The 25,444-nt window shown below is 49.5% G+C and carries 12 protein-coding genes; 6 read left to right on the top strand and 6 right to left on the bottom strand.

What is annotated here, in order from left to right:
- The first annotated feature begins 69 nt into the window (after positions 1 to 69).
- Positions 70 to 1,362: a hypothetical protein gene (locus Mal48_RS13875; protein WP_197441704.1), complete on the top strand. Its 1,293-nt coding sequence runs from the start codon at positions 70 to 72 to the stop codon at positions 1,360 to 1,362.
- Between the two features lie 152 nt (positions 1,363 to 1,514).
- On the opposite strand, the gene Mal48_RS13870 is transcribed toward Mal48_RS13875, so the two are convergent.
- On the bottom strand, positions 1,515 to 1,745 hold the full coding sequence (locus Mal48_RS13870; RefSeq protein ID WP_145200511.1) for a hypothetical protein: 231 nt from the start codon (positions 1,743 to 1,745) through the stop codon (positions 1,515 to 1,517).
- Between the two features lie 225 nt (positions 1,746 to 1,970).
- Here Mal48_RS13870 and Mal48_RS13865 point away from each other — a divergent pair, with 225 nt between their 5' ends.
- Entirely contained in the window at positions 1,971 to 3,113 is a 1,143-nt protein-coding gene (locus tag Mal48_RS13865; RefSeq protein ID WP_145200508.1) for a hypothetical protein, read from the top strand.
- A 286-nt stretch (positions 3,114 to 3,399) separates the two neighbouring features.
- Here Mal48_RS13865 and Mal48_RS13860 read toward each other — a convergent pair whose 3' ends face one another.
- The 4 genes from Mal48_RS13860 to Mal48_RS13845 form a co-directional block, all read right to left on the bottom strand.
- Positions 3,400 to 4,110, bottom strand: a complete 711-nt coding sequence (locus tag Mal48_RS13860; protein WP_145200505.1) for a hypothetical protein — start codon at positions 4,108 to 4,110, stop codon at positions 3,400 to 3,402.
- A 193-nt stretch (positions 4,111 to 4,303) separates the two neighbouring features.
- The gene (locus Mal48_RS13855; RefSeq protein WP_145200502.1) at positions 4,304 to 5,704 is read right to left on the bottom strand and encodes a sulfatase family protein; all 1,401 of its coding nucleotides are present in this window, start codon (positions 5,702 to 5,704) and stop codon (positions 4,304 to 4,306) included.
- A gap of 111 nt (positions 5,705 to 5,815) precedes the next feature.
- Positions 5,816 to 6,811, bottom strand: a complete 996-nt coding sequence (locus Mal48_RS13850; RefSeq protein WP_145200498.1) for an ROK family protein — start codon at positions 6,809 to 6,811, stop codon at positions 5,816 to 5,818.
- 133 nt (positions 6,812 to 6,944) lie between these two features.
- Complete coding sequence (locus Mal48_RS13845) at positions 6,945 to 7,526, bottom strand: pyroglutamyl-peptidase I family protein (RefSeq protein ID WP_145200495.1); 582 nt, start codon at positions 7,524 to 7,526, stop codon at positions 6,945 to 6,947.
- Positions 7,527 to 7,978: 452 nt separating this feature from the next.
- Between Mal48_RS13845 and trpB the strand changes: the two genes are divergently transcribed.
- A complete protein-coding gene (trpB, locus tag Mal48_RS13840; RefSeq protein ID WP_145200492.1) occupies positions 7,979 to 9,184 on the top strand; it encodes a tryptophan synthase subunit beta in 1,206 nt (401 codons plus the stop codon).
- 244 nt (positions 9,185 to 9,428) lie between these two features.
- Positions 9,429 to 10,250, top strand: a complete 822-nt coding sequence (gene trpA / locus Mal48_RS13835) for a tryptophan synthase subunit alpha (protein ID WP_145200488.1) — start codon at positions 9,429 to 9,431, stop codon at positions 10,248 to 10,250.
- 386 nt (positions 10,251 to 10,636) lie between these two features.
- Here the strand turns inward: trpA and Mal48_RS13830 are convergent, their stop codons facing one another.
- Positions 10,637 to 11,161 (bottom strand): UvrB/UvrC motif-containing protein, encoded by a 525-nt coding sequence (locus Mal48_RS13830; protein WP_145200485.1) that lies wholly within the window; start codon positions 11,159 to 11,161, stop codon positions 10,637 to 10,639.
- 261 nt (positions 11,162 to 11,422) lie between these two features.
- Between Mal48_RS13830 and trpE the strand changes: the two genes are divergently transcribed.
- Together trpE and Mal48_RS13820 are read left to right on the top strand one after the other, a co-directional pair.
- Positions 11,423 to 12,907, top strand: coding sequence for an anthranilate synthase component I (trpE, locus tag Mal48_RS13825; RefSeq protein ID WP_145200482.1), 1,485 nt, complete (start codon positions 11,423 to 11,425; stop codon positions 12,905 to 12,907).
- Positions 12,908 to 13,224: 317 nt separating this feature from the next.
- Positions 13,225 to 25,413 carry an inverse autotransporter beta domain-containing protein gene (locus Mal48_RS13820; RefSeq protein WP_145200479.1) on the top strand — a complete coding sequence of 4,063 codons (12,189 nt, stop codon included), beginning with the start codon at positions 13,225 to 13,227 and terminating at the stop codon, positions 25,411 to 25,413.
- Positions 25,414 to 25,444: the final 31 nt, after the last annotated feature.

Here is a 25,444-nt window from a genome sequence, read left to right as displayed (position 1 = left end):
GATCATCCAGACAGAGTTTGGAATTACTCTGCATCTGCTGAACACTGACTCAAATTTTGAGATCCTCAAATGAAAAAGAAATCAACGTTCAAAACATTCGGTATCGTGCAGCTTCTTGTTCTGGGAGCATTCTCGATCGCGTTGATTGTCAGTAACTCACAAGCTCGGACTGACCTGAAGGTTCAGTTTCTCGGGAAAGAACCGTTCGTTCCCGTTCCTATTCCGCGTGAAGAGCCGGTTCAAATCGAGCGGGAATATAATCGCCCGGATCTTGTTTCTGACGAAGCATTGGCGGCAGTGTTGGAGAAAATTCAACCACGTTTTGATCAGACTGAAATGAAGCCAAACCACATCGAGCACGCCTTGCGGACTTGGGGAGTGAAGGCGACGTTTCAAAATCCGCACGCAGTCTCTGGTCAAGAAATGCTTCGGTTTTTGACCGACCACAGTGTGTATATTGATTCCTGGGGAGAGAGGATGAAAAATCTTCCCTTGCTCGAAGAGAAGCCGACAGGAATCCGAGTTCGCTGGGGAAAAGAAATTTGTGCGTCGTATCATCACGATCATCTAATTGCTTGCGTAACGGAAGCGGGAGCCAGATTGGATACTCCGGTCTATGGACCGTCGCGTTCTGACCATACACTTTACGATGTTGTTCAGGAGTCGCTACGAGATTTCCGACTTGATGAACGCGAAGTCGAGTGGACCGCCATGGCCTTCGGTTTGTGGATCGCTCCGACCAATGAATGGGTTGGGGACGGCGGTCGAAAGTATTCGTTCGACCTGTTGGCGAAACGTTTGATGCGCGGACAAAAAGAACTGGGCGTTTGCAGCGGGACTCACCGCGTTTATTCGCTGGTGCTCTTGATTCGTCTTGATGACAAGTTCGAAAACATTCTCAGTGATCCGGTTCGCGACACGGTATACGCGCATCTTGAAGATGTCCGAGATCTGATTATCGCCAGTCAGTTTCCTGACGGTTCATGGCCGGGAAATTGGCCGGACGGAGCAGAGGCGGTGAGCAATCCAAGCGACGAAGATATTTATAAGAAAGTGATCGCAACAGGGCATCATCTGGAATGGTTGTCGATTGCTCCAAAGGATCTTCATCCCCCGGATGAGCAAATCAAAAAGGCGGTTGACTGGGTTGTGGCAACGACAAAGTCACGGACCCGCGCCGAGATCAAACAGCGATACACGTTCTTCAGCCATGTCGGATCTGCTCTAGCTAACTGGCGACAAGTCCACCCTGCAGATTTCTGGCACGAATGGGAAAAAGAACATCCCTACGATCCAGCACTAGAAGATGATGGATCAATTCAGAAGAGCGAGAAACAACAGGCAAACGCTGAAGAGCATTAGAACAGGAAATAAGGTCTGCTAGGTGAACCGAATACCTTGACGGCTGGATGCAGTAAGGTCAATCGATTTACAGTTCACTCCAACCAGAATATAACTCGAAATTCGCCCTCAAACAAAACACACCAGCCCAAATCTGGTCGGCACAGCAGACCCTACTGTCCCTGGATGAGTCGCTGCGCACAGAGAAAGCGTTCCCCCAACGTCGCTTCGTTTGACCACGCCCAGAGAATCGCCATCCAGGTCAGCCACTGTGGTGTCCAGGTTGCTTCTTTGCGCATTCGAATCGCCGACCAATCGACACCCCGCGTCAGCCATTGCAAGGCTTTGGATAAATCGACAGAATTGAGTTGCACGCTTCGTGCGTGCCGGTCTTGATGCGACATTCCCGATTCCTTTCGGGTTGAGAGTGGGTGATCTTTCGCTTCGCAACAAAAGAATCTCCATAACCTCAATTCGCATCAAGACTTCTTTCAATTCAGAAAACACGGTTAACGGCGTTGCGTGCCACCCGTCCGGTAAGCATTGTGGAATCATGATATTGTAGAAAACTTTCATCTTGAACAAGTCTGGACTCAGTCTTAATTTTTCGAAAGCCTGCCAATATTGATATGCAAGATACGCCAGAAAAACCACCACGCAAGATTACTTTGGAATGCCCGAAGTGTGGGAGAGAATTACGTACAAAAGAAAAGAACACGGGACGTACTGTTCCCTGTCCTGGTTGCAGCGAGTCAGTTCTCATTCCTCCTGCAAAAAGACGCAAGAAAAAAAAGAAACGTCGCGTCAACGAAGATGCAAGTGATACCACTTCCTCTTCCGAATTCGCTCCATGGTACGAAACCAGTGCAACGAATGCAGAAAAGAATCTGGGCGCCAATCGTAAACGGACAATGCAGAACTTGCCTGCTGGATGGAATTATGTCCGATTTGGTTTGAGTCTCATATCCATTTCGACGATGGCAGTCTGCTTGATTACACTTGGAATCGCGGCAGCGACACTCGTTTTAATTTGTTTATTGATCGCTGCCATTTTCGAGATTGAAGCGGGGATGCTAGCCGGAACTGTTTGTCTCATGCTGACTGGTATCGTTGGTCTGAAACTCGTTATGGATGAAGTGGTTTCTTTGCTCCACGTTTTGATATGTGCTGGCTACATACTATTGCTCTTTGTCATGACGATCATTGCCCCCCAGTTCGTAGCATTATTATTCATGGGTACGATTCCCTTAGCTGGTTTAGGATTGCTGGTCGGATGGTGCTGCTGCCTCGCTGCTCCGAATGAGAATTGCTTGCGGTATTTCATGATTGGAGCACTCTCGACATTTCTCGGGGCAGTGATTTGCTATTCAATAAACGTTCAAACTGTCTTTTCAGCGATCATAAACGGTGGGAATATCCGGCAGGGGGGACTCTTCATGGTGCTGTCGATCAGCGCTTTGGTTCTCATGTTATTAAGTCATCTGTTATTTGTTTTATTTTTGCGGTCAGTCGGTTCGTATTTTGGTGATCAGCCTACCGCAGAATATATGGATAGCTACCTGTTTTATCAGGGCGGGATCATCGTGCTTGTTACGTTAGTCGGATTCGCAATACATGATGCTCCTGCATTCACAGTCAGAAACCAGGGAAACGCAGCAGCGACGATAATGCTCTACTTTGTGTTGGTCATCTTTTCATTGATTGGAACCATCTGGTTCTTTCGCTGCGTCGAAGCCGCCCGAAGTCTGATCCGACCTTTTATGCGAGATTGATCGCCATGCCCTTAGCGAAAGTAGGGGCCGCTCTGCGGACCGAGTGCATTGACCGTTGGATGCAGTAAAGTCCTTCGATTTAAAGTTATCTCCAATCATTATTCAACTGGAAATTCGTCCTCAAACGATACACAAGCCTCAATCTGGTCTGCACTGCGGCGTCTACACTCGCTGAAATTATGGATGAGACGCGTCCTTCGCGGGCAGTGGTGGATCAAGCTCTTCTCATCAAAACAGAGTTGATTTTTCGCCGGAGACTTTTAAGTGTCCAACCACACACGGGGTGCTACTCCGTAGTTGCGGGAGTTGGGTTGAGGATCATTCCCTGATTCTCGCCGGGTAAGGAACCGATGGAACGGATCATCTCAAGGATCGAGGACTCTTCCCAATTGTCTTCGTTGACTCGCATGGAGAGTAGGACTTCTCCGTTTTTTCCGGGGAAGGCTCCTTCGACGAGGTGATACTTTTTTCGCGTAGGGGGATCTTGGCCGACTTCAAACACGAAGAGGACTTCTTCTCCCTGAATATCGATCGGGAGACGGACCGTTTTGGATTCGTCGACAACAAGCGGTGTCCCTCCGCCCCCTTTTTCCATTAACGTTTTTCGAATGTGTCGTTGAACGTCCTCATCGGACCGGAACTGGCTGTTGATTTCAATCAGCGTCAACAATCCATCGCCGGCAAACCGTTCGTAATAAACCCCTCGGATGCTCATCAAGTAGGCTGCGTTGAGTTCAATGGTTCCCTTCGGTTGGTAGCTGTCAGGGATGTGAATCTCGACAATTTCTTGAGTCAGTTGCATGGCCCGGTCGGGATCTTCATAGATCTCCGGTCGAAACCACCACATTGCACCACTGCATGCGCAGCAGAAGAAAAGCAGAATCGCAGAGACAAACCCGGCGACCAGCACCAGCATCGGGTGAGTGGGGCGGTCCTTCTCACTCTCATCTGCGGTCAGCATTTTTTTGCTGGTCAGTGACTCCTTCTTGCTTGCCATGATTTCCTTATTTCAAGAGCTATTTGAGAGTCAGTCCGAAAACTTTTGGGATAGCTGCTTATCTCAACGTTAGAGCGGGCAATTTCAAGTTTCAGGATCAGTTCTGGAATGATGTACGCCTTCTGCCTCGTGGAAATGAGTGATCTTCTACATCAAAAGCACTCTCCTCGGGCACACGAAACACGTAAGTGTTCTAGAGGGGAATCTCCAGTTGCGACGCTGGAGCTTTCAGTTGTTCGCGATGTGTTTTGACAAGCTTTTCGATTTTCGCAAGAACCTCAGGGTGCTTTTTGTTCAAGTTAAAACGTTCACTGGGATCATGATGGAGATTGTACAGGAGCGGGACATCATGGTTCTCGCGTTTTCGGGCATCGGCACCATAAGCTCCCTGCGTGTAATAGTGTGCTTTCCATTCCCGGTGCCGCACCGCCATCAATTCCGTTCCACGATAATAGTAGATTGTTTCGCGAGGGCTTTTCCCTTCGCCGAAAAGAACGGGCGAGATGTCGAGACCATCAACAATGCGGTCATCAGGAATTTTCCCGCCTGCCAGGGTGATGCACGTTGTGTACAGGTCCATTGTACTCGCAAGTTCTAAGGAGACCTGACCGGCAGGAATTTTTCCCGGCCACCAGGCGATTCCCGGTTCTCTCATTCCACCTTCCCAAGTACAGCCTTTGCCATCCTTCAGGAGTCCTGCCGTTCCGCCATGCTCATTAAAGATCAACCATGGGCCATTATCACTTGTGAAAAAGACACAAGTATTTTCGGCGAGTCCTTCGTCTTGAAGTGTTTTTAAAACCTGGCCGACGGACCAGTCAATTTCCTCAATGACATCGCCATACAGTCCTCGGGCACTGTGGTTTTCAAACTCCTTACCGCGAAACAACGGAATGTGAGGGAGTGAGTGTGGCAAGTAGACGAAGAATGGTTGCTCTTTATTTTTCTTGATGAAGTCCACAGCGTGTTCGGTGTAACGGCGAGTGATCGTTGTTTGATCCGCAGGGCGTTCTACAACTTCAAGATCCTGGATGATGGGAACATTCCAGTATTCGATCTTTGGTTCCAGGAAGGCACCACGTCCCTTTGGGGCGGCGTCATTCAGTCGGTCCATGTCGTTGGAATACGGAATGCCGAAGTAAGTGTCGAACCCATTGTTCGTTGGCAGGAACTGTGGCAGGTGTCCAAGATGCCATTTTCCGAAACAGCCTGTCGCGTAGCCTTCTTCCTGAAGAGATTCAGCGAGTGTCACTTCCGATGCGGGAATTCCTCCGCCGGAGTTTGGAAAGAGAACTCGTCGTTTGTCGCTGCACATTCCGTTTCGAATCGGAAGTCGCCCGGTGAGCAAAGCGGCCCGACTCGGAGTGCAGACTGATGATGCGGAATAGAACTGCGTGAATCGCATTCCCTCAGCAGCCATACGGTCCAGATTCGGTGTGCGAATCGTCGGATTTCCGTAACATCCGAGGTCACCATACCCGAGGTCATCTGCGAAGATGATGACAAAGTTAGGCTGGTCAGGTCCCTGCGCCGACACTGAAGTGAGTTGCATGCTCAGGATGGCACACAAAGAAACGAGAACAAAACGATTCATCTTGAGCAGGTCCTTATTTCGACTTTGTTAAGAACTGCATCATGAATGGAATCGACGTTGGAGTCAATCAGTACGCTGCGGGCTGACTGATTCGTCCAGCTTCGAAAAAATTTAATCCTCTTTCGTTGGGGAGAGTTGGTGCTCTGCCCAAAGTGCGGCTCCTAACACGCCGGCGTCATCTTCCAGTTTTGCCGCGACAACTTCAAAACTGTCCCGATATGCTGGCATAACACGTTTGTTTGCTGAGCGCTTGACTTGGGGTACGAAGAGTTCTGGCATCGCTTCAACCAAGCCGCCACCTAGAACAACCATCTCTGGACCAATCAGGTTTACCGAACTGGCGACAGCAATTCCAATATAGCGGGCAGCTTCGGAGATGATATCTTCGACGGCCTGATCGCCTTTTTGGATCGAAGATGACAACGCTCCACTGCGGATTTTGGAGAGGTCAACGCCAGAGTTATCTAAGAGGTTCGGGGCATCTCCTCGGTACGCAGTTCTTGCGGCTTGCGCAGCAATTGCAAGCCGACTCGCGACTGACTCCAGACATCCTCGTTGTCCGCAACCGCATCGTGGACCATTTGACATCACTTGAATGTGACCAATTTCAAATGCCGAGATGCGTGAGCCGCGCAGAATTTCTCCCCGATAAATACATCCTCCGCCGATTCCTGTCCCAGCAAAGACAGCGATTGCAGTTCGGGTTCCTTTCGCTGCTCCGACTCTGTACTCAGCGTATGTTCCGGCATCGACATCATTCAGGATGGCAACAGGACAACCCAGTTCTTTGGAAACCTGCTCTTGAAGTCGAACCTCTTCCCATCCCAGGTTCGGGAGGTCGAGCAGGATTCCTTTCTCCATATCAATTGGACCGGGACAACCAATTCCAATCCCTTTTAGTTGTTTTGGAGTGAGGTCCGCTTTTTTCAGTGCATCCTGAATCGTGTCGATGATTCTGTCGACACCCTGCTTGGCGCTCGTTCCTGGCTTGGTTCGCTTCTTTTCCTTGGCGAGGACTTCCCAGTTATCGTCATAGATCTGGGCAAGCATCTTTGTGCCACCTAAATCGAAACCCATCCAGTATTTTAACTCATTGTCTGAAGTCATTGTTCCTCATTAACACGGTTGTCCCTGAAGGTTCAGGGGAGAGCGCGGGCTGATCGTGTACGATTCACTATCGATGAAAGCTGTCGATTCAAGGTCTCGGTGGCAGAGTTTAAGGTCTCGGTGACAGAGTTTGTCATTCATGCCAATTTATCATCACTTCAATTCCCTTCAACGTCAAATCCAGATCGAACCCGTTCTCTAAAGTGGGGACATGTGTGAAAAGAAAATCGTAAGCAGGCTCGACTTGTGATTGACGGTAACTGGCATAGTACAGGAGATGGTTACAGACGTACCGTCCGGCATTGTTACTGAGTTCAGTGGGAACTCCAGCTCTGAGCAATTCTTTGGCCAGGAGTTCAAGGTCGAGTCGATTCGCAATTTCCGATGGACCATCTTTGACAATTGGTTTGTTCTGGCGGAGTTCACTCGCGTTGTCTTGAATCGAAGCATCGTCCAGGTTGACGCCCAGAGTTTCGAGCCGCAGAGTGCTTTGATGTCTGCCGACGCCGAACGCGAGAACCAGCGATGGTTGAATCTCGGAAATGAGTCGATCGAAGACTTCCTCGACTCCTCGGTATGCAACCGGGACAAGCTCGGAAACAAATTGGACTCCGTTCACAGCAATGGCATCGTCTCTGATCGCGTCCACCAATTGTTGAGTTGGGTTGATGGGACAGCCCGGAAATGGTGGAAATCCGGTAATCAGGACTCTCATGGCAACTGCTCTGATTCAGGAGATTCGTTTTCAACCCCTCTTTTCAGGGACATCTCAAGCGTCTGGTTCAAATTGAAGGCAACTCTCGTCATCAGATCAAAACTTTCCCGGGAATTCGGTCTCACCTTGTTGACGCCTCCGTTCTTCTCGGAATAATGTCGATAAGGTTGAGATTTTCAGGAAGTGTTCACGCAAAACGTGACGACATCCTGCCAACACGATACTTGATGGATCGTGTTAATCATACAGCTTCGTGCGATCTCGAGTGATGAATGTCACGTGTGATCAGAAATTGTACATGTTTGTGGATGTGCAACAGAATGAGAGCATTGAGAGATTTTGGCATTGATGAACGATTCGCCCCTATCCAGAAACCTCTATCCCATTGAATTTCCTCAGTGTTTGGGAAATGAAATTCAGGTTTTTGGATCAGCTCTTAGTGAGTTTGAGAAATGACATCTGCGACAAAAAGTGTTCCTGACGAACAGGGGCGATTTGGAGAATTTGGACGTCGATTCGTCCCGGAAACTCTGATGGCTGCTCTTGATCAATTGTCTGAAGAGTATGAGCGAGCAAAAAAAGACCCAGACTTTCAGTCTCAGCTCGACCATCTTTTGAAGACATACGTGGGACGTGCCAGCCCGCTTTACTTCGCTGAAAGACTGACCGAACACTGCGGCGGGGCGAAAATTTTCTTCAAGCGAGAAGATCTCAACCATACCGGAGCCCACAAAATCAACAATACCATCGGGCAAGCGTTGCTGACGCTCCGGATGGGGAAAAAACGTGTCATTGCTGAGACCGGCGCCGGACAGCATGGCGTTGCCACAGCTACGGCATGTGCGCGGTTTGGACTCGACTGTGTGGTCTATATGGGGGAAGAAGATATTCGACGCCAAAAGTTGAATGTCTTCCTGATGCGCAATATGGGGGCTGAGGTCCGAGGAGTTTCATCGGGCTCAAAAACTCTCCGGGATGCAATCAACGAAGCGATGAGAGACTGGATGGGGAGTGTTGACACGACACATTATATTCTGGGCTCGGTCGTAGGACCGCATCCGTTTCCGGTGATTGTTCGAGACTTTCAGTCAGTCATTGGAAAAGAGACCCGCGAGCAGTGCATCGAATCACTCGACCGGCTCCCGGATGAAATTGTTGCTTGCGTCGGTGGTGGATCAAACGCAGCGGGGATGTTTTATCCGTTTGTTGAAGACTATGACGTGAAGCTGACCGGAGTCGAAGCAGGCGGTCGAGGCTCAAAACCTGGCGACCATGCCAGCACGCTGACTTACGGGGCTCCTGGTATTTTGCACGGAAGCTACAGCTACGTAATGCAGAATGAAGATGGGCAAACTGAGGATGTTCATTCGATCTCGGCAGGGTTGGACTATCCTGGAGTCGGACCTGAGCACAGCTACTGGAAAGACTCTGGCCGCGTTCAGTACACCGTCGCTCAAGACGACGAAGCACTGGCAACGTTCCAGCTCGTTGCGAAGCTGGAGGGAATCTTGCCAGCCATCGAGAGTTCACATGCTGTGGCACATGCCATGAAAGCTGCAAAGGAACGGTCAAAAGACGAAGTGGTTGTCGTCTGCCTGTCTGGTCGTGGTGATAAAGACATCAACGAAGTGGCACGTCTTACTGAAATGGATGTTTAGAACTTTTTCGATTCTTCTCGTGCTGGCGAAGATCATCACCACTCGCCAAGAAGCAGAACGAGATGGGGAGAATTGGATTTGCCTTCGTTTGCAGCACTTTAATTAAAGATTTATTCGCTCTAGTAAAATCTGATCAAGTGATCGAAACTCGCATCAGTCATCTCGATTTCAATAATCTTGTCAGAGATTCTTAGACGACGTTCATTGGTATTGGCTCATCGGTTTTCGATGTTGGGAGTGTTTTGTGGGATCTCGAATATCTGAAGTCTTTGCGACGTTGAAGCAAGACGAAAAAATGGCGTTCATGCCTTTCATTACAGCTGGCGATCCCGATCTGGCTGGGACTCAAGAGGTTTTGAAGAGTTTGGCGGCCGCTCAGGTTGACCTGATCGAAATTGGGTTTCCCTACAGCGATCCGATTGCCGATGGCCCGGTGATTCAGGCGTCATACACTCGATCACTCGATGCCAAGGTGACGGTTCACGAGATTTTTGATTCTATTTCAGAGTTGAAAGATGATGGTCTTCCGCCGCTGGTCGCAATGGTCAGCTACGCGATTGTCTTTCGGGTCGGGCTCGATTCCTTTCTGGAGCAGTGTGTTAAATCAGGGGTTTCAGGGCTGATTATTCCTGATCTCCCCGGAGCGGAGGCGAAAGAGGTCTTTGAATCTGTGACATCAAAGGGGCTTGATCTAATTCAACTTATCGCTCCGACGACTCCGCGCGCGCGTGTGAAGCAAATTCTCGAATGTTGCTCCGGATTTGTGTACTGCATCGCTGTCGCCGGGACGACTGGAGAAAGACGTGAAGTTGCTGATGCGTTGTTGCATCAGTTGAAATGGTTGCGAGAAGAGACTGATTTGCCTTTGGCTGTCGGATTTGGAATCAGTCAGCCTGAGCATGTTGAGCCTTTGCGAGGCTTGGCAGAAGGGGTGATCGTTGGCTCGGCACTGGTTCGAGAATTCCAGAAAGTTGCGGATGGAGAGATTCCGGCTGACCAACTTGGGGAAGCAATTTCGAAATTTTCAGCCAAGATGGTTGAAGCAGCACACGCAGCGAAGCAGTAATCGCATGGTAGAAAGTGCAAAGTCGGCTCCGATTCCTTGAAATTGTTGCAAAGAATCGATGAGAGGAGCTTGGTGCCGATTCGGGCAAAAATGTTCTTACTCCAGTCTTTGTAAGGGCTTGTTGCATTCTTGAAGAAATTTGAGCTTGAATTGGCACGTGGAATGCAATGACTTATTTTGGTGACTGAGTTGCTTCGGCGTGAGAAACCGAAGCTGGGGGATTGAGACCCACCTCGTGAGAAAGGGTGTGTTAATATCTGAATCACCTACCATGAATGCATGAAGGCCGAGCGATGTGAGATACCGCTCGGCCTTTTTTGCGTTGATAAGTTTGAGTTGAGCTTTTTGCCCTGTTTGCTTCTGGCGAGAAGCACTTCTGAAAAAAGTTAATCTTGCTCAACTGAAGACGATTCTTCATTCAGAGATTGAATCTGATCACGTAATTCCGCTGCCAGTTCGTAGGCTTCTTCTTCGATGGCCAATTTGAGTTCGTTCTTCAAGCGAATCAGCTCGTACTGCTTGCGGCTCTCTTCCGAGACTTTTGGGGGGATTTTCCCTACGTGCTGAGTTTCGCCGTGATGAATGCTTTCCAGTAACGGGATCAGCTCATCATGAAAGTGTTGATAGTCATGCGGGCAGCCCAGACGTCCCTGGCTGCGAAAGAGTTTATATGTCATCCCGCATTTTGGGCACGCCTCGGATGTTGACTCAACGGGACTGTCCGAAGCGATACTTCCGATCGGTCCGATTGACAGTGGGTCCTCCAGGTCATCAGGAATTCCACCAACATCGACCGTGTTGAGATATTCGCCCACACACTGATCACATAAGTGCAGTGCAACGGTTTTGCCGTTTTTGATTTCCGTAATATGGTGAGTGGCCTGCTTGTTGCAGCGGAGGCACTTTTTCATCGGAGTCCCAATTATTTTGGATGGTGAAGAGACCGCGCTGCAGCTGGAGATGGCATTCCAGCTTCGGCACTGCGACCCATCTCAATTCTATTCGGCTGGAGTATCAAGTCAATCGGTACCGGATCTATCAAGAAAAGGCCAGATGACCGACAGTTTAAGAAACGTAGGTCGCAATTCGATTGAAAAACGGCCTCTGACTCTCGCTCACCCCTTCGACAATCCATAAGATGCTGATACAGATTTTCTTCTCAGGCAGCGACGATGCATTACCACCCTTCATTTGAACAACTTGTCGAGCGAGTGGGGAAAGCTGGATTCATTCCGGTGTACCGCAAGCTTTATAGTGATACATTGACTCCCGTTACGGCATTCTGCAAAGCGAATTGGTCGGGGCAATCGTTTCTCTTCGAAAGTGTTGTCGGTGGAGAAAAGGTCGGCAGGTACAGTTTTCTAGGTGGTGATCCGTTTCTGCGAATCGACGCCTACGGTAATGAGGTCGAAATCACTCGGGATGGCCAGACCGAGAAGAAAACCGTCGACGACCCACTGATCACCTTGGGAGACTGGATCGACCAGTTTTCATCGGCCCCGCACCCGAATTTGCCCCGTTTTGTCGGGGGAGCCGTTGGCTATGCCGGGTACGATGTCGTTCGATACACCGAAAATTTGCCTAATCCACCTGAAGATGATCGGAAGTTGCCGGACTATTCGTTTGCGTTTTACGATTCGATGATCATCTTCGATCATATCGAGAAAACAACGCTTGTCGTCGCTCAAGTTCCCACAGACACGGGAGACCTGAGAGCTGAGTACGACCGGGCCTGTTCGCAAGTTGATGATCTCTGTGCACGTTTGCAGTCACCGCAGCGAATTCTTTCGTTGACTGATGTCTCTCCAGATCCTCCCATGAGCCAATCGTGGAAGTCGAACTTTTCTCAGGAAGAGTATGAAGAAGCTGTCGAAAGCTGCAAAGAATACATCAAGGCGGGCGATATCTTTCAGGTTGTTATCAGTCAACGTCTCGAAGTCGAAACAACAGCGACACCTCTTGAAATTTACCGGGCATTACGGGTTGTGAATCCGAGCCCGTTTATGTTCCTGTTGCAAACTCCCGGGGCGACTCTCGTCGGAAGTTCTCCAGAAATTATGGTCCGTGTCGAGGATGGAGAAACGACCATTCGTCCTCTTGCTGGCACGCGAAAACGTGGAGAGACAGAGGAGGAAGACCGGGCACTTGCTGAAGAATTAGTGTCTGATCCCAAGGAACGGGCCGAACACGTCATGCTTGTGGACCTGGCCCGAAACGATGTTGGTCGAATTGCAAAATACAACTCCGTCACTTTGAGCGATGTGATGGTTGTTGAGAAGTACAGCCACGTGATGCACATCACATCGAATGTCAAAGGCCAGCTGAGAGAAGGTTTGACCTGCCTCGATGCTCTTCGCGCTGGATTGCCGGCTGGGACAGTTTCCGGGGCTCCCAAAGTGCGAGCTATGGAAATCATAGATGAGCTGGAAAAGCATCGACGCGGTCCCTACGCCGGAGCGGTCGGATATATTGACTACACGGGCGACATGGATACCTGCATCGCTTTACGAACGATGGTGATGATCGGGAATAAAGCGTATGTCCAGGCTGGGGCAGGAATTGTGGCGGATAGTGTTCCCTCAGAGGAATATCATGAGACCCTCAACAAAGCCAAGGGGCTTCTGAAAGCCATTGCCGTCGCTGAGGCTTCAAAATAATCCCTCAAGGCCAGCTATTCGCGAGCTGTTCAGACGCCCGTTTGGGTGTCAGATTTATAGATTTTTTTGCGAATTAGCGACCCTAACGCCTTCAGCTTGGCAGAACTTGCCGGTCTGCGAGTTCGGAATGGCGTAAACTGATTCGAAGCTTGACCATTCGTCTTCTTTCTCACTACAAGCCCCGATGCTTGGGCTTTTCTCAAGTGAAATCGACCTACCGCGGTTCGGAATTCTCCGAATAATCCGCAAATCCCTGACTTCAGCCTTCCAATCCTCAGTTCCGGTCCAGTCGGCACAATCGGCTGCCGATAATTGATATGACCGGTACTACCGGATCAACAGGAAGAATGTATTTACCTGCAATACTTGGCACAATCGTCGTACTACGGATGGCGACGAAATGGCCACGGTCTCAGCTTTTGGGGCAGACAATGACGTCGCGCAAACCCTACCTATACGGATTGCTATTTCTCTTGTTCATACCTTCCCTGTCTCATGGGCAGGTTGGTTACACCACGGACGAACAGGTCACAGGTGATGCTAGCGGAACGCTCTATTCCGCTGTTGTCCCACTCGCATTTCCGCGGAGTTACATCTTCGCGAGAGGTGATTTTGGTGACCGCCCAGGTGTTCTGGACAACTACTTCGCAACTGGTGGGTTCATGCCCATGCAGTTCCACGGACCGGACGAAGTCTTCTATATGGAAGGTCAAGTCTGGTTGACGGAGCAGAACGAGAAATCCCTCGTCGGAGGTAACTTCGGTGTTGGTAATCGTTGGTTGATCCGGGACTTCTCACAGATGATCGGTGTCAACGCCTTTCTCGCCTGGGACCAAAAAGGTTCAGGGAACAACTACGACGGTGCGGGCGTCGGAGTGGAATGGCTCAGCGATTACCTCGGGGTCACAGCCAACGCTTACATCCCCTGGAATCGACGGATCAACAAGTCTGGGAATGCGACACCCATTAAGGAAATGACTCACTTCACCGGGTCCAATCTGGCATATGTCACCCTTCAGCCTGTCGAAGAACAGCTCCTTGGGGCGGACTTCGAAATCGGCTCAGCCATTCCGCGTGCGGAGTGGCTGTCGCTGTTTGGTGGAGCTTATTACTTCGATGCTAAACAAGGAAATGATTTCTCCGGAATCAGTGGTCGAGCTCAACTCGACTTCACGAGTGCAATCGTGAACCTTGCAGTGACCGACGATGACCGATTCGGAACCAGTGTGAACCTCACTGGTGAGTTGCGACTTGGCGATGGTCCACTCGACTTCACTCCTCGATATCGGACTCTCGACAACCAAATGTTTGATCGTGCACGACGTCAGGCACGTATCCAAACTTTGCAGTACATCGCACAAGGCGAAGAAATTGCTATCAATCCTGCGAACGGATTGCCCTTTGAGTTCATCCATGTTGATAACACAGCTGCTCCTGGCGGAGACGGGACATTCGAAAGTCGATTCAACGAACTTGACGATGCCAGCAATATGCCGACGGCTGATATCATCCTGGCTTACAGCGGAAATACCGAGCACGGCGGACCGCATCTTAATGCGAACGGTGGTCTAGTTCTTGAAGACAATCAAATTGTTCTCGGAGAAGGCTACAACTTCTTGCTGGAAACAGCGAACTTCCCCGGACTCCCTTGCCCATTGCCAGACTTTGCAATTGGCGCAACCGACAATCCGTACATCGCCGGAAACGCTGGTGCTGATCTGATTACTCTGGCGAACAACAACCAGATTCTCGGATTGAACATGCTTGCTCCGACTGGTGGAAATGCCATCGTTGGTACGGACATCACAGACACTGTCATCGACGAAATCAATCGCGACGTCATCTTCGGTGTTGAAAACACAGGCGCCGGTGGTGGAATTCTGCTGACAAATATTGGTGGAACCGCAGACATCACCAATATCGGATTTGATATCACTGATCCGACAGCAGCTGGCGGAATCGTGGTCAACAACACAGATACTGCAGACCTGACTCTGACGATCAACAACGATCTGATGACATTCCCAGGCTTAGTTGTGATGGGTGGTCAAACAGGTATTGGAATCGCAGCAGACAACTCAAATATTGCTGCTGATATCGACAACATCAAAAACAGTGACAGTGAAACAGGAATCGCGATTGTTGGTCGCAATGCAGCCGACATCACAGCAGTTGTCGACAATAGTGACTTCACCGATTCAACTGGCGATGGATTGAATGTTGATCTCGACATGTCCACCGCGACTGCGATGTTCACGAATGGGTCATTCGATAATTCTGGTGACGCTGCTGGCGACAACGCAATTGATATGACTCTCACGGACAATTCCGTGTTCAATCTTGGGTTGACGAATATCACAGGTGACAATGCGTTTGATGACGGAATCTTCGGAAGCATTGATGACGGTTCACAGCTGACAATCGTGGCCAACGATACATCCTTCTCAGGTGCACAAAATGGAGACGGGCTTGATATTGACGCCACAATGGAGTCAATCTTTAGCGGTTCGTTCATCAATGGCTCCTTTGCGGATGCTGGTGGTAACGGAGTTTCACTCGACTTCGATGGAATGGGAACCACAGGTGTTCTGACTCTCGACAACGTTCCGCTTGATAACGCAGGGTTGAATGCTCTGGAAGTGATCGCCGACAACAACGCTGTTGTGACTGTCACTGGAGACGGAATTTCCGGAGCTGGTGCGGGTGAAGATGGAATTCACCTCGACGCTGACAACACAGCCACGATCGGTGTCGTCTTGTCGAACACTGGATCGTTCGCAGGTGCCGGCAATGACGGAATTGATCTCGCCAACAACAATGGTGGTCGAATCATCCTGAATGCAGCTGGCGAAATGGGAATGCCAATCGACTTCAGCGGTGTGACCACTGGAAATGGATTGGTCTCGACAGCCAGCGGAATCGGAACTCGTACCGATATCGATCTCGTATCGGGGGCGAACTTTGACAACGCTGCGATCGACGCTATTAACATCAGTTCAGATGCTGGTGCTTTTACCACACTTGATGGAACGATGATCTCAGGCGCCAGTGCTGGAGATGACGGAATTCAACTCAGCAGCACTGATGGAAGAATTGATCTTAACATCACGCAAGCTGGCTCCTTCGCAAATGCAGGTCAAGCAGGTGGTGGAACTGGGGATGGAATTGACATCTTCAACGAAGCTGGTGGAAGAATCACTCTGAACCTGGCAGGTGACGGCGGGAGCATTATCGACTTCAGCGGAGCAGAACGAAACGGACTCGTTTCTAATACCGATGGCGATGGGACTGTGACAGACATCAACTTGTCAACAGGAGCCATGTTCGACAACGCCGGTGAAGATGCAATCAATCTCACCAGTACAGATTTGGGCCTCACTCAACTCGTTGGAAGTATGGTTTCCGGATCAAACGCCGGTGACGATGGGATTGATCTGAACAATGATGGCGGAATGATCAACCTCCAACTCACCAATACGGGTTCATTCGCAAATGCTGGTCAGAATCTGCTGGGTGGAGGCGATGGAATTGATTCCGTCAATAACAACGGCGGAGTGACAGCGATCAATATCTCTGGAGCCGGCGGAATGCCTGTTGACTTCAGCGGTGCGGAACTTGATGGGCTCTTCTCGTCGACTGGTCTGAATGCCGCGACGGACATCGATTTCAACACTGGTGCGATGTTTGATAATGCTGGCAATCATGCAATTCATCTAGAAGCCAACGATGCTGCTGGTGTAAGCCTGACCGGAGACAATGTTTCTGGCTCCATGGCTGGCAGCCATGGAATTCTCATCAACGCCGAGAACTCAGCTGGCGTCGTGAGCACCGGAGTAGACGTAAATCTCACCAACACAGGTTCCTTCGCAGGAGCAGGTGGTGACGGTCTTCAATTCAACGGCACAGACGGTGCTGATATCAACATCAACATCGCTGGCACAGCTATGACTCCTGCTGACTTCAGCGGTGCTGCTGACCGAGGGGTGAACGGGAATCTTGATAACTCTATGGGCGTCTTGACACTCACCAACACCAATTTCAATGGACCACTCGGTAGCGATGGCATGTTCATCGATGCCAACAACGATTCTGTTTTTGTCGGAACAATCACAGACTCGACCTTCAACGACGCCACAATGGGTGACGGAATTGAAGTCAACATGGATGGATCAGCAGGAATGTTGACTCTGACCAATGTTGACGCCAACAACGCCGGTGACAACGGACTCATGCTTCGAGCCGAAGACACTCTGGCACTTGGCAGTTCGACGCTCGATGTGAATCTGGACAATGTGAGCCTCAACAATGCAACTTCGGACGCAATCAATGTGATCGCCATGGATGGCGGATACATTGATATCGATGGCACCGATGTCGACGGCATGGACGCCGGAGACATGGGTGTCCAACTCAGTGCTATTGCGAGTCGTATCGACTTCACACTGAACAGCACCGGGACAAACAACTTCACGAACTCTGGCGATACCGGTTTGGTCTTCAACGGCACAAACATGGCGACCATCAACGTGAATGTTTCGGACACCAACTTTGATGACACAGTTCCAGGTGGATTTGGAATCAACGGAAGTCTGACCGATTCCATAGCAACATTGAATCTCACCGACGTGACAGCGAACAATGCCGAGTTTGCTGGCCTGCGGGTTCGAGCAAATAACTCAACGGTTAGCGGAACACTCTCAAACGTTGAACTCAACGATGCAGGAACCGATGCAATCTTTATCCAGGGTCTCCTTGGAGCAGATGTTGACTTCACAATGAGTAACATCTCTGGCCTGCGAGCTGGAGACGACGGCTTCGACATCGACGCAGTTGGTATTGATGCCATGACCATGACCGACATCAATATTCAAATTGATGATTCGACATTCTCAGATGCAACGAACAACGGACTGGAAGTCAACTTCCAGGACTTTGCAAACGTCATCTTCAACTCAGACACAGGCTTAAACCTCGACAACGCCGGTCAATCCGCAGCGATTCTCGGAATGGGTGATGGCGTGAACCTCACTGGAGGGAACTTCGCCACTGCCGATATCGACATCACAAACGGTTCGATCCTCAATGCGTTTGACGATCAAACTGATGCTGTGATGATCATGGGCGGAGCAATGGGTACCGTGACGATCGATCCAACGACTGCGACCGGGGCCGGAGACAACGGTGTCGAATTCGAAGTCGCTTCTGGTGGTATCTTCAACTACACAGCTGGAACCATGGGTGGTCCTGCTGTCGACTCACCAGTCTCAACTGCTGCTGACCCAGTTGGCAACAACGGAGTCTTCGGAACAGTCGATGCCGGTACAGTCAACCTGACCTTCAACAACAGCGACATCAATTCTGATGGAATGGGCGGATCAGCTGGCGACGGTATTAACGTTACCGGAACCAACGCTGCTGACTTTACACTCAACCTCAATAACAGTGACGTGAACGGTTGGTCGAACGGCAATGGCATCGTCGTTGCGATGACCGACTCAACAGCTGGCATCAACTTCAATGGCAGCACTGTCAATGATGCGGGGATGAATGCAATCGACCTGACATCAAACGGGACATCGACAATCGATGTTGGATTTGATGCCAATGGAACAACAATTCAAAACACTGGTGGCACTGCAATCAACGCACTTGCTAATGGTGGAACAATCAACTTCGACGCTCCTGGATTCTTGACAGTTGACACCACTGGCGGACAGGGGATTGCCCTGAACGCTCAGAACGCTGGTACCATCGACTTCCAGGCGATGAACGGATTGACGATCGATGGAGCTGGACAAGCTGGTCTGCTCATCGATGCGGAAACAGGCTCGATGGTTACCGTCGATGCAATGGGCACGATGGCGAATGCCTTGTTGATCCAAAACTCGGGAGGCCAAGGTGTTGCGGTCAATGCTGATGGCGATTCCATGGTCGATGTGACCCTCCGGAATGGATCGATTCAGGACAACGGAACAGATCCAATGTTCCTTCCTGGGCATGGTATTCAAGCTGTCGCGAACGGTGACATGGTGATGGGGGATGGATCATTGATCAACCTCACGCTGATGGACATCGATATCACAGGCAACACAGGAGACGGTGTGAATCTGGTCGCCAACATGGGTGACAACACAATGATGGGAATGCCAATCACATCGGGAATTAATTATTCACACAACGGTGGAACGATTGGAAACAACGCCCACCCGGACCCGGCAGTTCCTGACGGAGTCGGCTTCGGAATCAGTGCGACCGCCAATGGTGGCGGAATGGGATCTGACACGATCATCGGACTTTCGTTGAACAATGTGTCTGTTCTGAGTCCTCCACAACCACCAGGAAACGAAGAAGGTGCAATTAACCTTGTCATGAACAACGGTGGTGTGATTATTCAGGATATCACCGGAGGAGAACTCTCCGGACCAGTTATGGTCTGTGCAGATGGGAATGGCTCGTTTGCTTCGCTGTCTCTGGACAACGTACTCATTAACCCAAGTGTTGATGGAGCAATGGATCCGGACGCCGCTGCGATTGTCCTCAAGGCAATCAATGACGGTAGCGTCGAAGCAAACTTCAGTAACATGACAGGAGCAACAGCGATCAGCGGTCATGGGGCCCAGGCTGTCGCCTTCCTGGCAGACACTGGTGGTCAGCTCAATGCGACTTTCACCAACATCGAAATGAACAACAACCTGCTTGGACTCGGGACTCTCACAGGTCCACTTCCAGCAGGTCATCCGGATGAGCCAATCTTCACGGGTGTGGGCTTCGGACTTGAGTCCGTCGTTCAAGGTCTTGTTCAAGGATCAGGTATGGCAGCTTCTTCAGCGAATGTCACATTCACCGACGTGAACATTTTTGACAACGCCGGAGCGAACGCTTTTGAAGTTGATGTCTTGGATGGCGGTCAACTCAACCTGACGGTTGACAACATGACGACCTTCAACAACGGTGCACAAGCCGGCGAAGGTGAGTTCCAGGTCAATGTCGAGGATGCAGGTTCAGTTGCGACGATCAATATTGATGGTCTCACCGCCAACGACAGCGGAGGTAAAGGTGTCAACCTGATCTCCAGCGGTGGCGGAGCATTTGACATTGAACAACTGAACGACATCACAGCCAACAACGCACAAGAAGAAGGCTTCAACCTGGTTGGTGCTCTCAATGACGCCGATGGCATCGTCACTCTCAGCAACTCCAGCTTTAACGGAGCAGGACAAAGCATGGGTGGGCAAGACGGTGTGAACATCAATCTTGATGTTGTGGCCGATACAACACTGAACCTCGATACAGTCACTGCCAACAACGCTGGCGGTCTGGGAATAAACATAAATCTAGATGCAAATTCCAATCCCGCAGTTATGAACTTGGACGTGAATATTGACAACGTTCAAGCAAACGGAGCTGGAGGTTTTGATGGCCTTCTGGTTGTTGTTGATGAATTGGCTTCCATGGCAAATTCGGATGTGACGATCACAGGTGGTTCATCCTTTAACGACAGTGCCAATGACGGAATCAACATTCTCTTCGGAGGTGCAGCTGATTCGACAGCAACTGTTCTGATTGACGACACCACCGCGACCAATGCAATGGGATTGGCTGGCGCATTCTTCGGTGATGGGATTTACATTGATAACACGACCGTAGGCGGAACGGACATCACTGACATAACGATCACAAATAACGTGGATGTCAGCGGAGCTGCTCAGAGCGGACTTGAAATCCATCTGGCAACACAAACAAACCCAACCAATATCATGATCGATGGTCTGACCGCCAACGACACTGGTGGCTTGGGAATCGACCTCAACTTGTCAAACATTACTGGCGGTGACTCAACAGTCAGTATTGCAAACACGACTGCTAACAACACGATGATGGGAACCGGTGGTGGAATCGACATCAACCTCGATGGAGTCACCGGCGGAACTCAAGCGATCAGCCTGGACAATGTCTCCGCACAAGATGCTGCTGGAGCTGACGGACTCGACATTACCGTTGCGAACACTGTCGCAACCGACATTGTTGACATCGACATCACTGGCTCCAACTTCGACGGAGCAGCGATGACCGGAGTTGACATCAACGTCACAGGTTCAGCGATTTCCAACATCGACATGACCGACACCACAGCGAACAACGCTGGGCTAGGCGGAGTCGACATCAACCTTGCAGATGCTCAAGACATGAGCAGCATTACACTGAGCAATGTTGACGCAGTCGGATCAATGGGCGGAAACGGACTCCTCGTTGACGCAACACTCGCTATGGGTGCAACCATCGACGTCGGTATCAACGGCGGCATGGGCGGAGTCAGCGACTTCTCCAACTCCTTCGGAAACGGCGTGCTTCTCGACATCACCGGAGATGCAACCAACACCATCAATCTGGCTGTTGACGGATTAACCGCCAATGACAACGGTGGAGACGGATTTAACTTTGCTGTGATCAATGGTGAAACTGTGGATGTTAAAAACTTCACCAACGTCACCACGAACGAGAATATGTTGAACGGAATTGATCTCCAGGCAACGAATGGAAGCAAGGTTGAATTCGACTCGATTGGGGGAGGTTCCTTTGGTGATATCACTTCTACAGGTAATCAAGAAAATGGCATGAACATTGAAGTCAATACGGGGGCAATGTTTGGCCCGGTTGATTTTGCAGGGGCGAACAATCTGTCGAATAACAGTCTTGGAAGTGCAAACTTTCATGCTCTGAACATTGACGTTCGCGATTCTAATTCGTCAGCAGAATTGAGCTTCAATGATCTGACCATTGCGAATACGGCTCTCGATGTTGGCGGCAATCCTCTAGGCGGCGGGATTAATCTGGCGGTCCAAGATATGAACGCATCTTTGATATTTAACTTAAACGATAGTTTAGTTCAAAGAAGTGTTCGATCTGGAATCAGATTGAATGCAACGAATGGTGGAGATTTCGAGGGGACGTTCACGGGAGTAGAGATCCTTGATAACGGAGTTGGAGCAACTACTCGTGGTGAAGGATTCATTGCGAACATTCAGGGGGCAAACACAACCGCTGAAATCGTCTTTTCTGATGTTCATTCAAACAACAATTCCACAGGCAGTGGATATCTAATCAGTGTCGAGTCTGAAGGATCACTTGACTTAGCCATCAATGATGGCACAAGTGGAAACGGAAATGCTAACACTGGTATGATCATCAATGCCGACGGTATGAATACAAATCTGACAGTCACTTCCACCGGAGCTAATGTCTTCAGTAACAATATGGGCATGGATGTAGGTGCTCCAGTTGCTGTTACAGGTGACGGTGGCGGTATTGAGATTAGTTTGACTGATCAGGTGACTGCGGGACTGGGGCTAAGTGTTTCAGCTACGGGGAATGCTGGCGATGGTGTGAGCATTGTGACCGACAACTCCAGTGTTGATCTGACGATGTTGAGTCTGAACGGTGGAGGATTGGCTGTTGATGGAAACGCAGGGAATGGACTTCGAATCGACCTAGATAACCTTGCTAATCCGTTCGATTTTATCCTTGATGATTTCACTATCAACAACAATGGTTTAAGCCAAGCAGACATCCGGCTGGCAAATATGTCGGTTGATAATATCTTCATTGGAGATGAAAACGATAATGGTACCGGCGTGAGTGTAGCGAGCGCCTCAGGTACCGGAGATGGTGTTCGCTTGAGTCTGGATAACATGACGGTGAATAACAACTTCAGTATCCACCGTCTCTCTGCGTCAGGAAATGTTAACAGCGGACATGGCCTGAACATTGAGATAAACGATAGTACACTGACGAACCCCGCTACAATCACGGAGAGCACATTCACATCAAATGGACAAGCTGGTGCAAGAGTCCTGCTGGAAAATGGTTCACAGGCAACATTCCAGGCATTCCAGACAGTTGATGGTGTGAATCGGTTTACCAATAACTTTGAGGAAGGGATGCTGTTCGAACTGCATGATGAAATGAGTAGTTTGGATATTAATAACTTTTATGGAAACCTGATTACAAACAACATGGGAATCGGATTGCATATCATTGCAGATGAGCCTCTTCAAGCCCCGAACGATCTTGATATGGTCGGACCAAGCTTGGATGTTGTTATTGGAGACTCTGCTCGTACTGTGAATACTATTACAGGTAATAGAGATGCAGCAGTAGCTCTCGATATGAGAGCTGATTCAACTGGAACGTTCAGCATCGAAAATTCAATTCTTGCTGGAACGCTCAATGGTGCTGATGCTAAACACTTCGGAGATGGATTGGCGGTTTTGCTTTCCAATGGTGCTAGGCTTACGGGATTAGAATTGGATGGAGCGGGAGCAATGCTCAATCTTAATAATAATGCTGGTAGTGGCCTTAGAACGAATATCACTGATGTCTCCGAGATGACTAATTTCGTAGTTCTCAATAGCTTGATTGAGGGGAATCAGCAGCATGGTATTAGTGTTGAGAGAATGGTTGAAGCGATTTACACCAACGGAGTAGTTATCGGTGGTCCTGGAGAAGGTAATATCATTCGGAATAATGCCCTGAACGGTATTAATATTGTGCATAGCAACTCACCGTTGACGCTAACGATGGACTTGGATATCACCGGAAACCAGCTATCTAATAACCGCCAAGACGGAATATTTGTTCAAGCGAAATCAGATGGCCGAGTGACGGGTAATATCACTGATAACGATATCACTCTTAGCCAGGTAGGTCGTGACGGAATTCATTTCCAGATTGACAATGATGCCGATTTAGGAAGCGAGTTGCTAGCAAATGAGTTCTTCTCAATTGATGGGAACTTCATAAATCAAGGGGCTCTCGGTCGTGACGGAATTCATTTCGATATCAATCGTAGCGTTGGTTTCGTCGCTGGTCCCGGAAATGCTTTTGCTCATGTACTGATCAACGATAGTCTGACTCGACAATCACAAATTATAAACAGTGGTCGTCATGGTGTCACGATTCTGGATGACAGCGGCTTTTCGAACCCTGGTGGGCCGATTACACAAAGCCGCTACAGGATCAATGACACTCTGATTCTGAACAGTGTGCAAGACGGAGTTCACGTTGAACAGCGTACAGTCAACCCACAATTTGTCGACTCGCGTCAAGGTGGTATTAGCGTGGAACTCACCGGTAGCGATGGCGTGGGGGCAAACGGCATGCGTATCGTTGGAAGTGGTAATAACGGAGTTGATTTCGATTTCCGATCTGCAGCAGTTAGTGCAAACGAAGCGTTTCGAAGAACAGATAATGTTAGTAACAACGTGTTGATTCAAAACGCTCGTGTTACCTCCAGCGGAAATAATGGAGTCGATTTCTTCTTCACTGATTCATCTAACACTGGAGTCCCATTACAAGCAGGTGGTGCTAATATTCAATTCGGTGGCGACAGTGCTGATTATGTTCACGCCAGTGGGCCACTTCCAGCTTTGACCGATTCACGTGTGTTCGTGCAAAGTAATACTAACGATGGTATTCATGTACAAATCGACTCACGAGGGTTCTTGGGCACAACCAACCGAACAGTGACCAACACCACAATGAAAGGTACAGAAGTACTATCCAATGGAGGGCGAGGGTTGTTTGTAAGTGCTCAGCATGACGCAATGTTCTCTACTACAGGTAGTTCAACACCACTGGATACATCAACTCGGTCGGTTTGGGTGATTGGCGATCTGGCAGATCCATTCCCATCTAACCGTTTCAATAATAATATAATGGAAGGTGTTATCTTCGACACACAAGCACGTGCGATTAGTCAGAATGTATTTACAGGTACTGTGGCTACAGCAAGAACACGTAATAACCCCGATGTGTTTGTCCTTGTGAACGTGAATCGTAATCCAAATAGTGGTACTCGTGTGAGTAGCCAACACTTCTTTGGGGACATCCTTAATCCAAACATCGATCCATCTGGAGATGAAACCCGACGACGTGTAACGACCGACGTTGAGTTTTATAACAATCAAGTCAATTCGAATGGTACTTCAGAAGGACGTGATGGCTTGGTCTTTTCAGTTGGAACTCTCACTCGTATGAACGCCAGAATTCAAGCAAACCAGTTTGATGGTAATGGTGGTTTTGATGTAAATATCTTCCCTGTGCATTCCAATGAGCTAGTGTTGCCAACGTCGATTGATGTTGGTGCACCAAATGCAGACGATCGAATTGTTTATGATCCAGTTGCTTATATGGACGTCATTTTCGGAGGTCCGCTAGCTTCAGATCGAAACAGTGCGCAATCCGTTCAAGTGCTTTCAAACGGTACAAACACGTCAGCTATCACTCAGACTGGCATTATTAACCAAGCTGATGCGTTTAAAGCGACTGTACGACCGGTTTACCTGATGGGATTAGTACGCTTCGATTCGGAATGGCAGACTTCCTTTGAGGATAATCAGAACCCCGGCAGTTTCCTAGATTTACCAGCGACTGGGTTGGATGACTTCATCAACGGTACTATGGCGACTCCGGTCTGGCCTGATATGGTATTCCCTCCATCTCCATAGTTCAGAACCACCAATGGCAACATAGGGTCTG

Origin of the sequence: Thalassoglobus polymorphus, assembly GCF_007744255.1 — a bacterium.
Classification (GTDB): Bacteria; Planctomycetota; Planctomycetia; order Planctomycetales; family Planctomycetaceae; genus Thalassoglobus; species Thalassoglobus polymorphus.
This window is presented reverse-complemented; position numbering and strand designations above follow the sequence as displayed.

Bases quoted from the DNA above. Each gene is read 5' to 3' on its own strand.
- Mal48_RS13845 (WP_145200495.1), bottom strand. From the start codon at position 7,526: ATGAGAGTCCTGATTACCGGATTTCCACCATTTCCGGGCTGTCCCATC.
- Mal48_RS13865 (WP_145200508.1), top strand. From the start codon at position 1,971: ATGCAAGATACGCCAGAAAAACCACCACGCAAGATTACTTTGGAATGC.
- Mal48_RS13830 (WP_145200485.1), bottom strand. From the start codon at position 11,161: ATGAAAAAGTGCCTCCGCTGCAACAAGCAGGCCACTCACCATATTACG.
- Mal48_RS13820 (WP_145200479.1), top strand. From the start codon at position 13,225: ATGACCGGTACTACCGGATCAACAGGAAGAATGTATTTACCTGCAATA.
- trpB (WP_145200492.1), top strand. From the start codon at position 7,979: ATGACATCTGCGACAAAAAGTGTTCCTGACGAACAGGGGCGATTTGGA.
- trpE (WP_145200482.1), top strand. From the start codon at position 11,423: ATGCATTACCACCCTTCATTTGAACAACTTGTCGAGCGAGTGGGGAAA.
- Mal48_RS13855 (WP_145200502.1), bottom strand. From the start codon at position 5,704: ATGAATCGTTTTGTTCTCGTTTCTTTGTGTGCCATCCTGAGCATGCAA.
- Mal48_RS13860 (WP_145200505.1), bottom strand. From the start codon at position 4,110: ATGGCAAGCAAGAAGGAGTCACTGACCAGCAAAAAAATGCTGACCGCA.
- Mal48_RS13850 (WP_145200498.1), bottom strand. From the start codon at position 6,811: ATGACTTCAGACAATGAGTTAAAATACTGGATGGGTTTCGATTTAGGT.
- Mal48_RS13875 (WP_197441704.1), top strand. From the start codon at position 70: ATGAAAAAGAAATCAACGTTCAAAACATTCGGTATCGTGCAGCTTCTT.
- Mal48_RS13870 (WP_145200511.1), bottom strand. From the start codon at position 1,745: ATGTCGCATCAAGACCGGCACGCACGAAGCGTGCAACTCAATTCTGTC.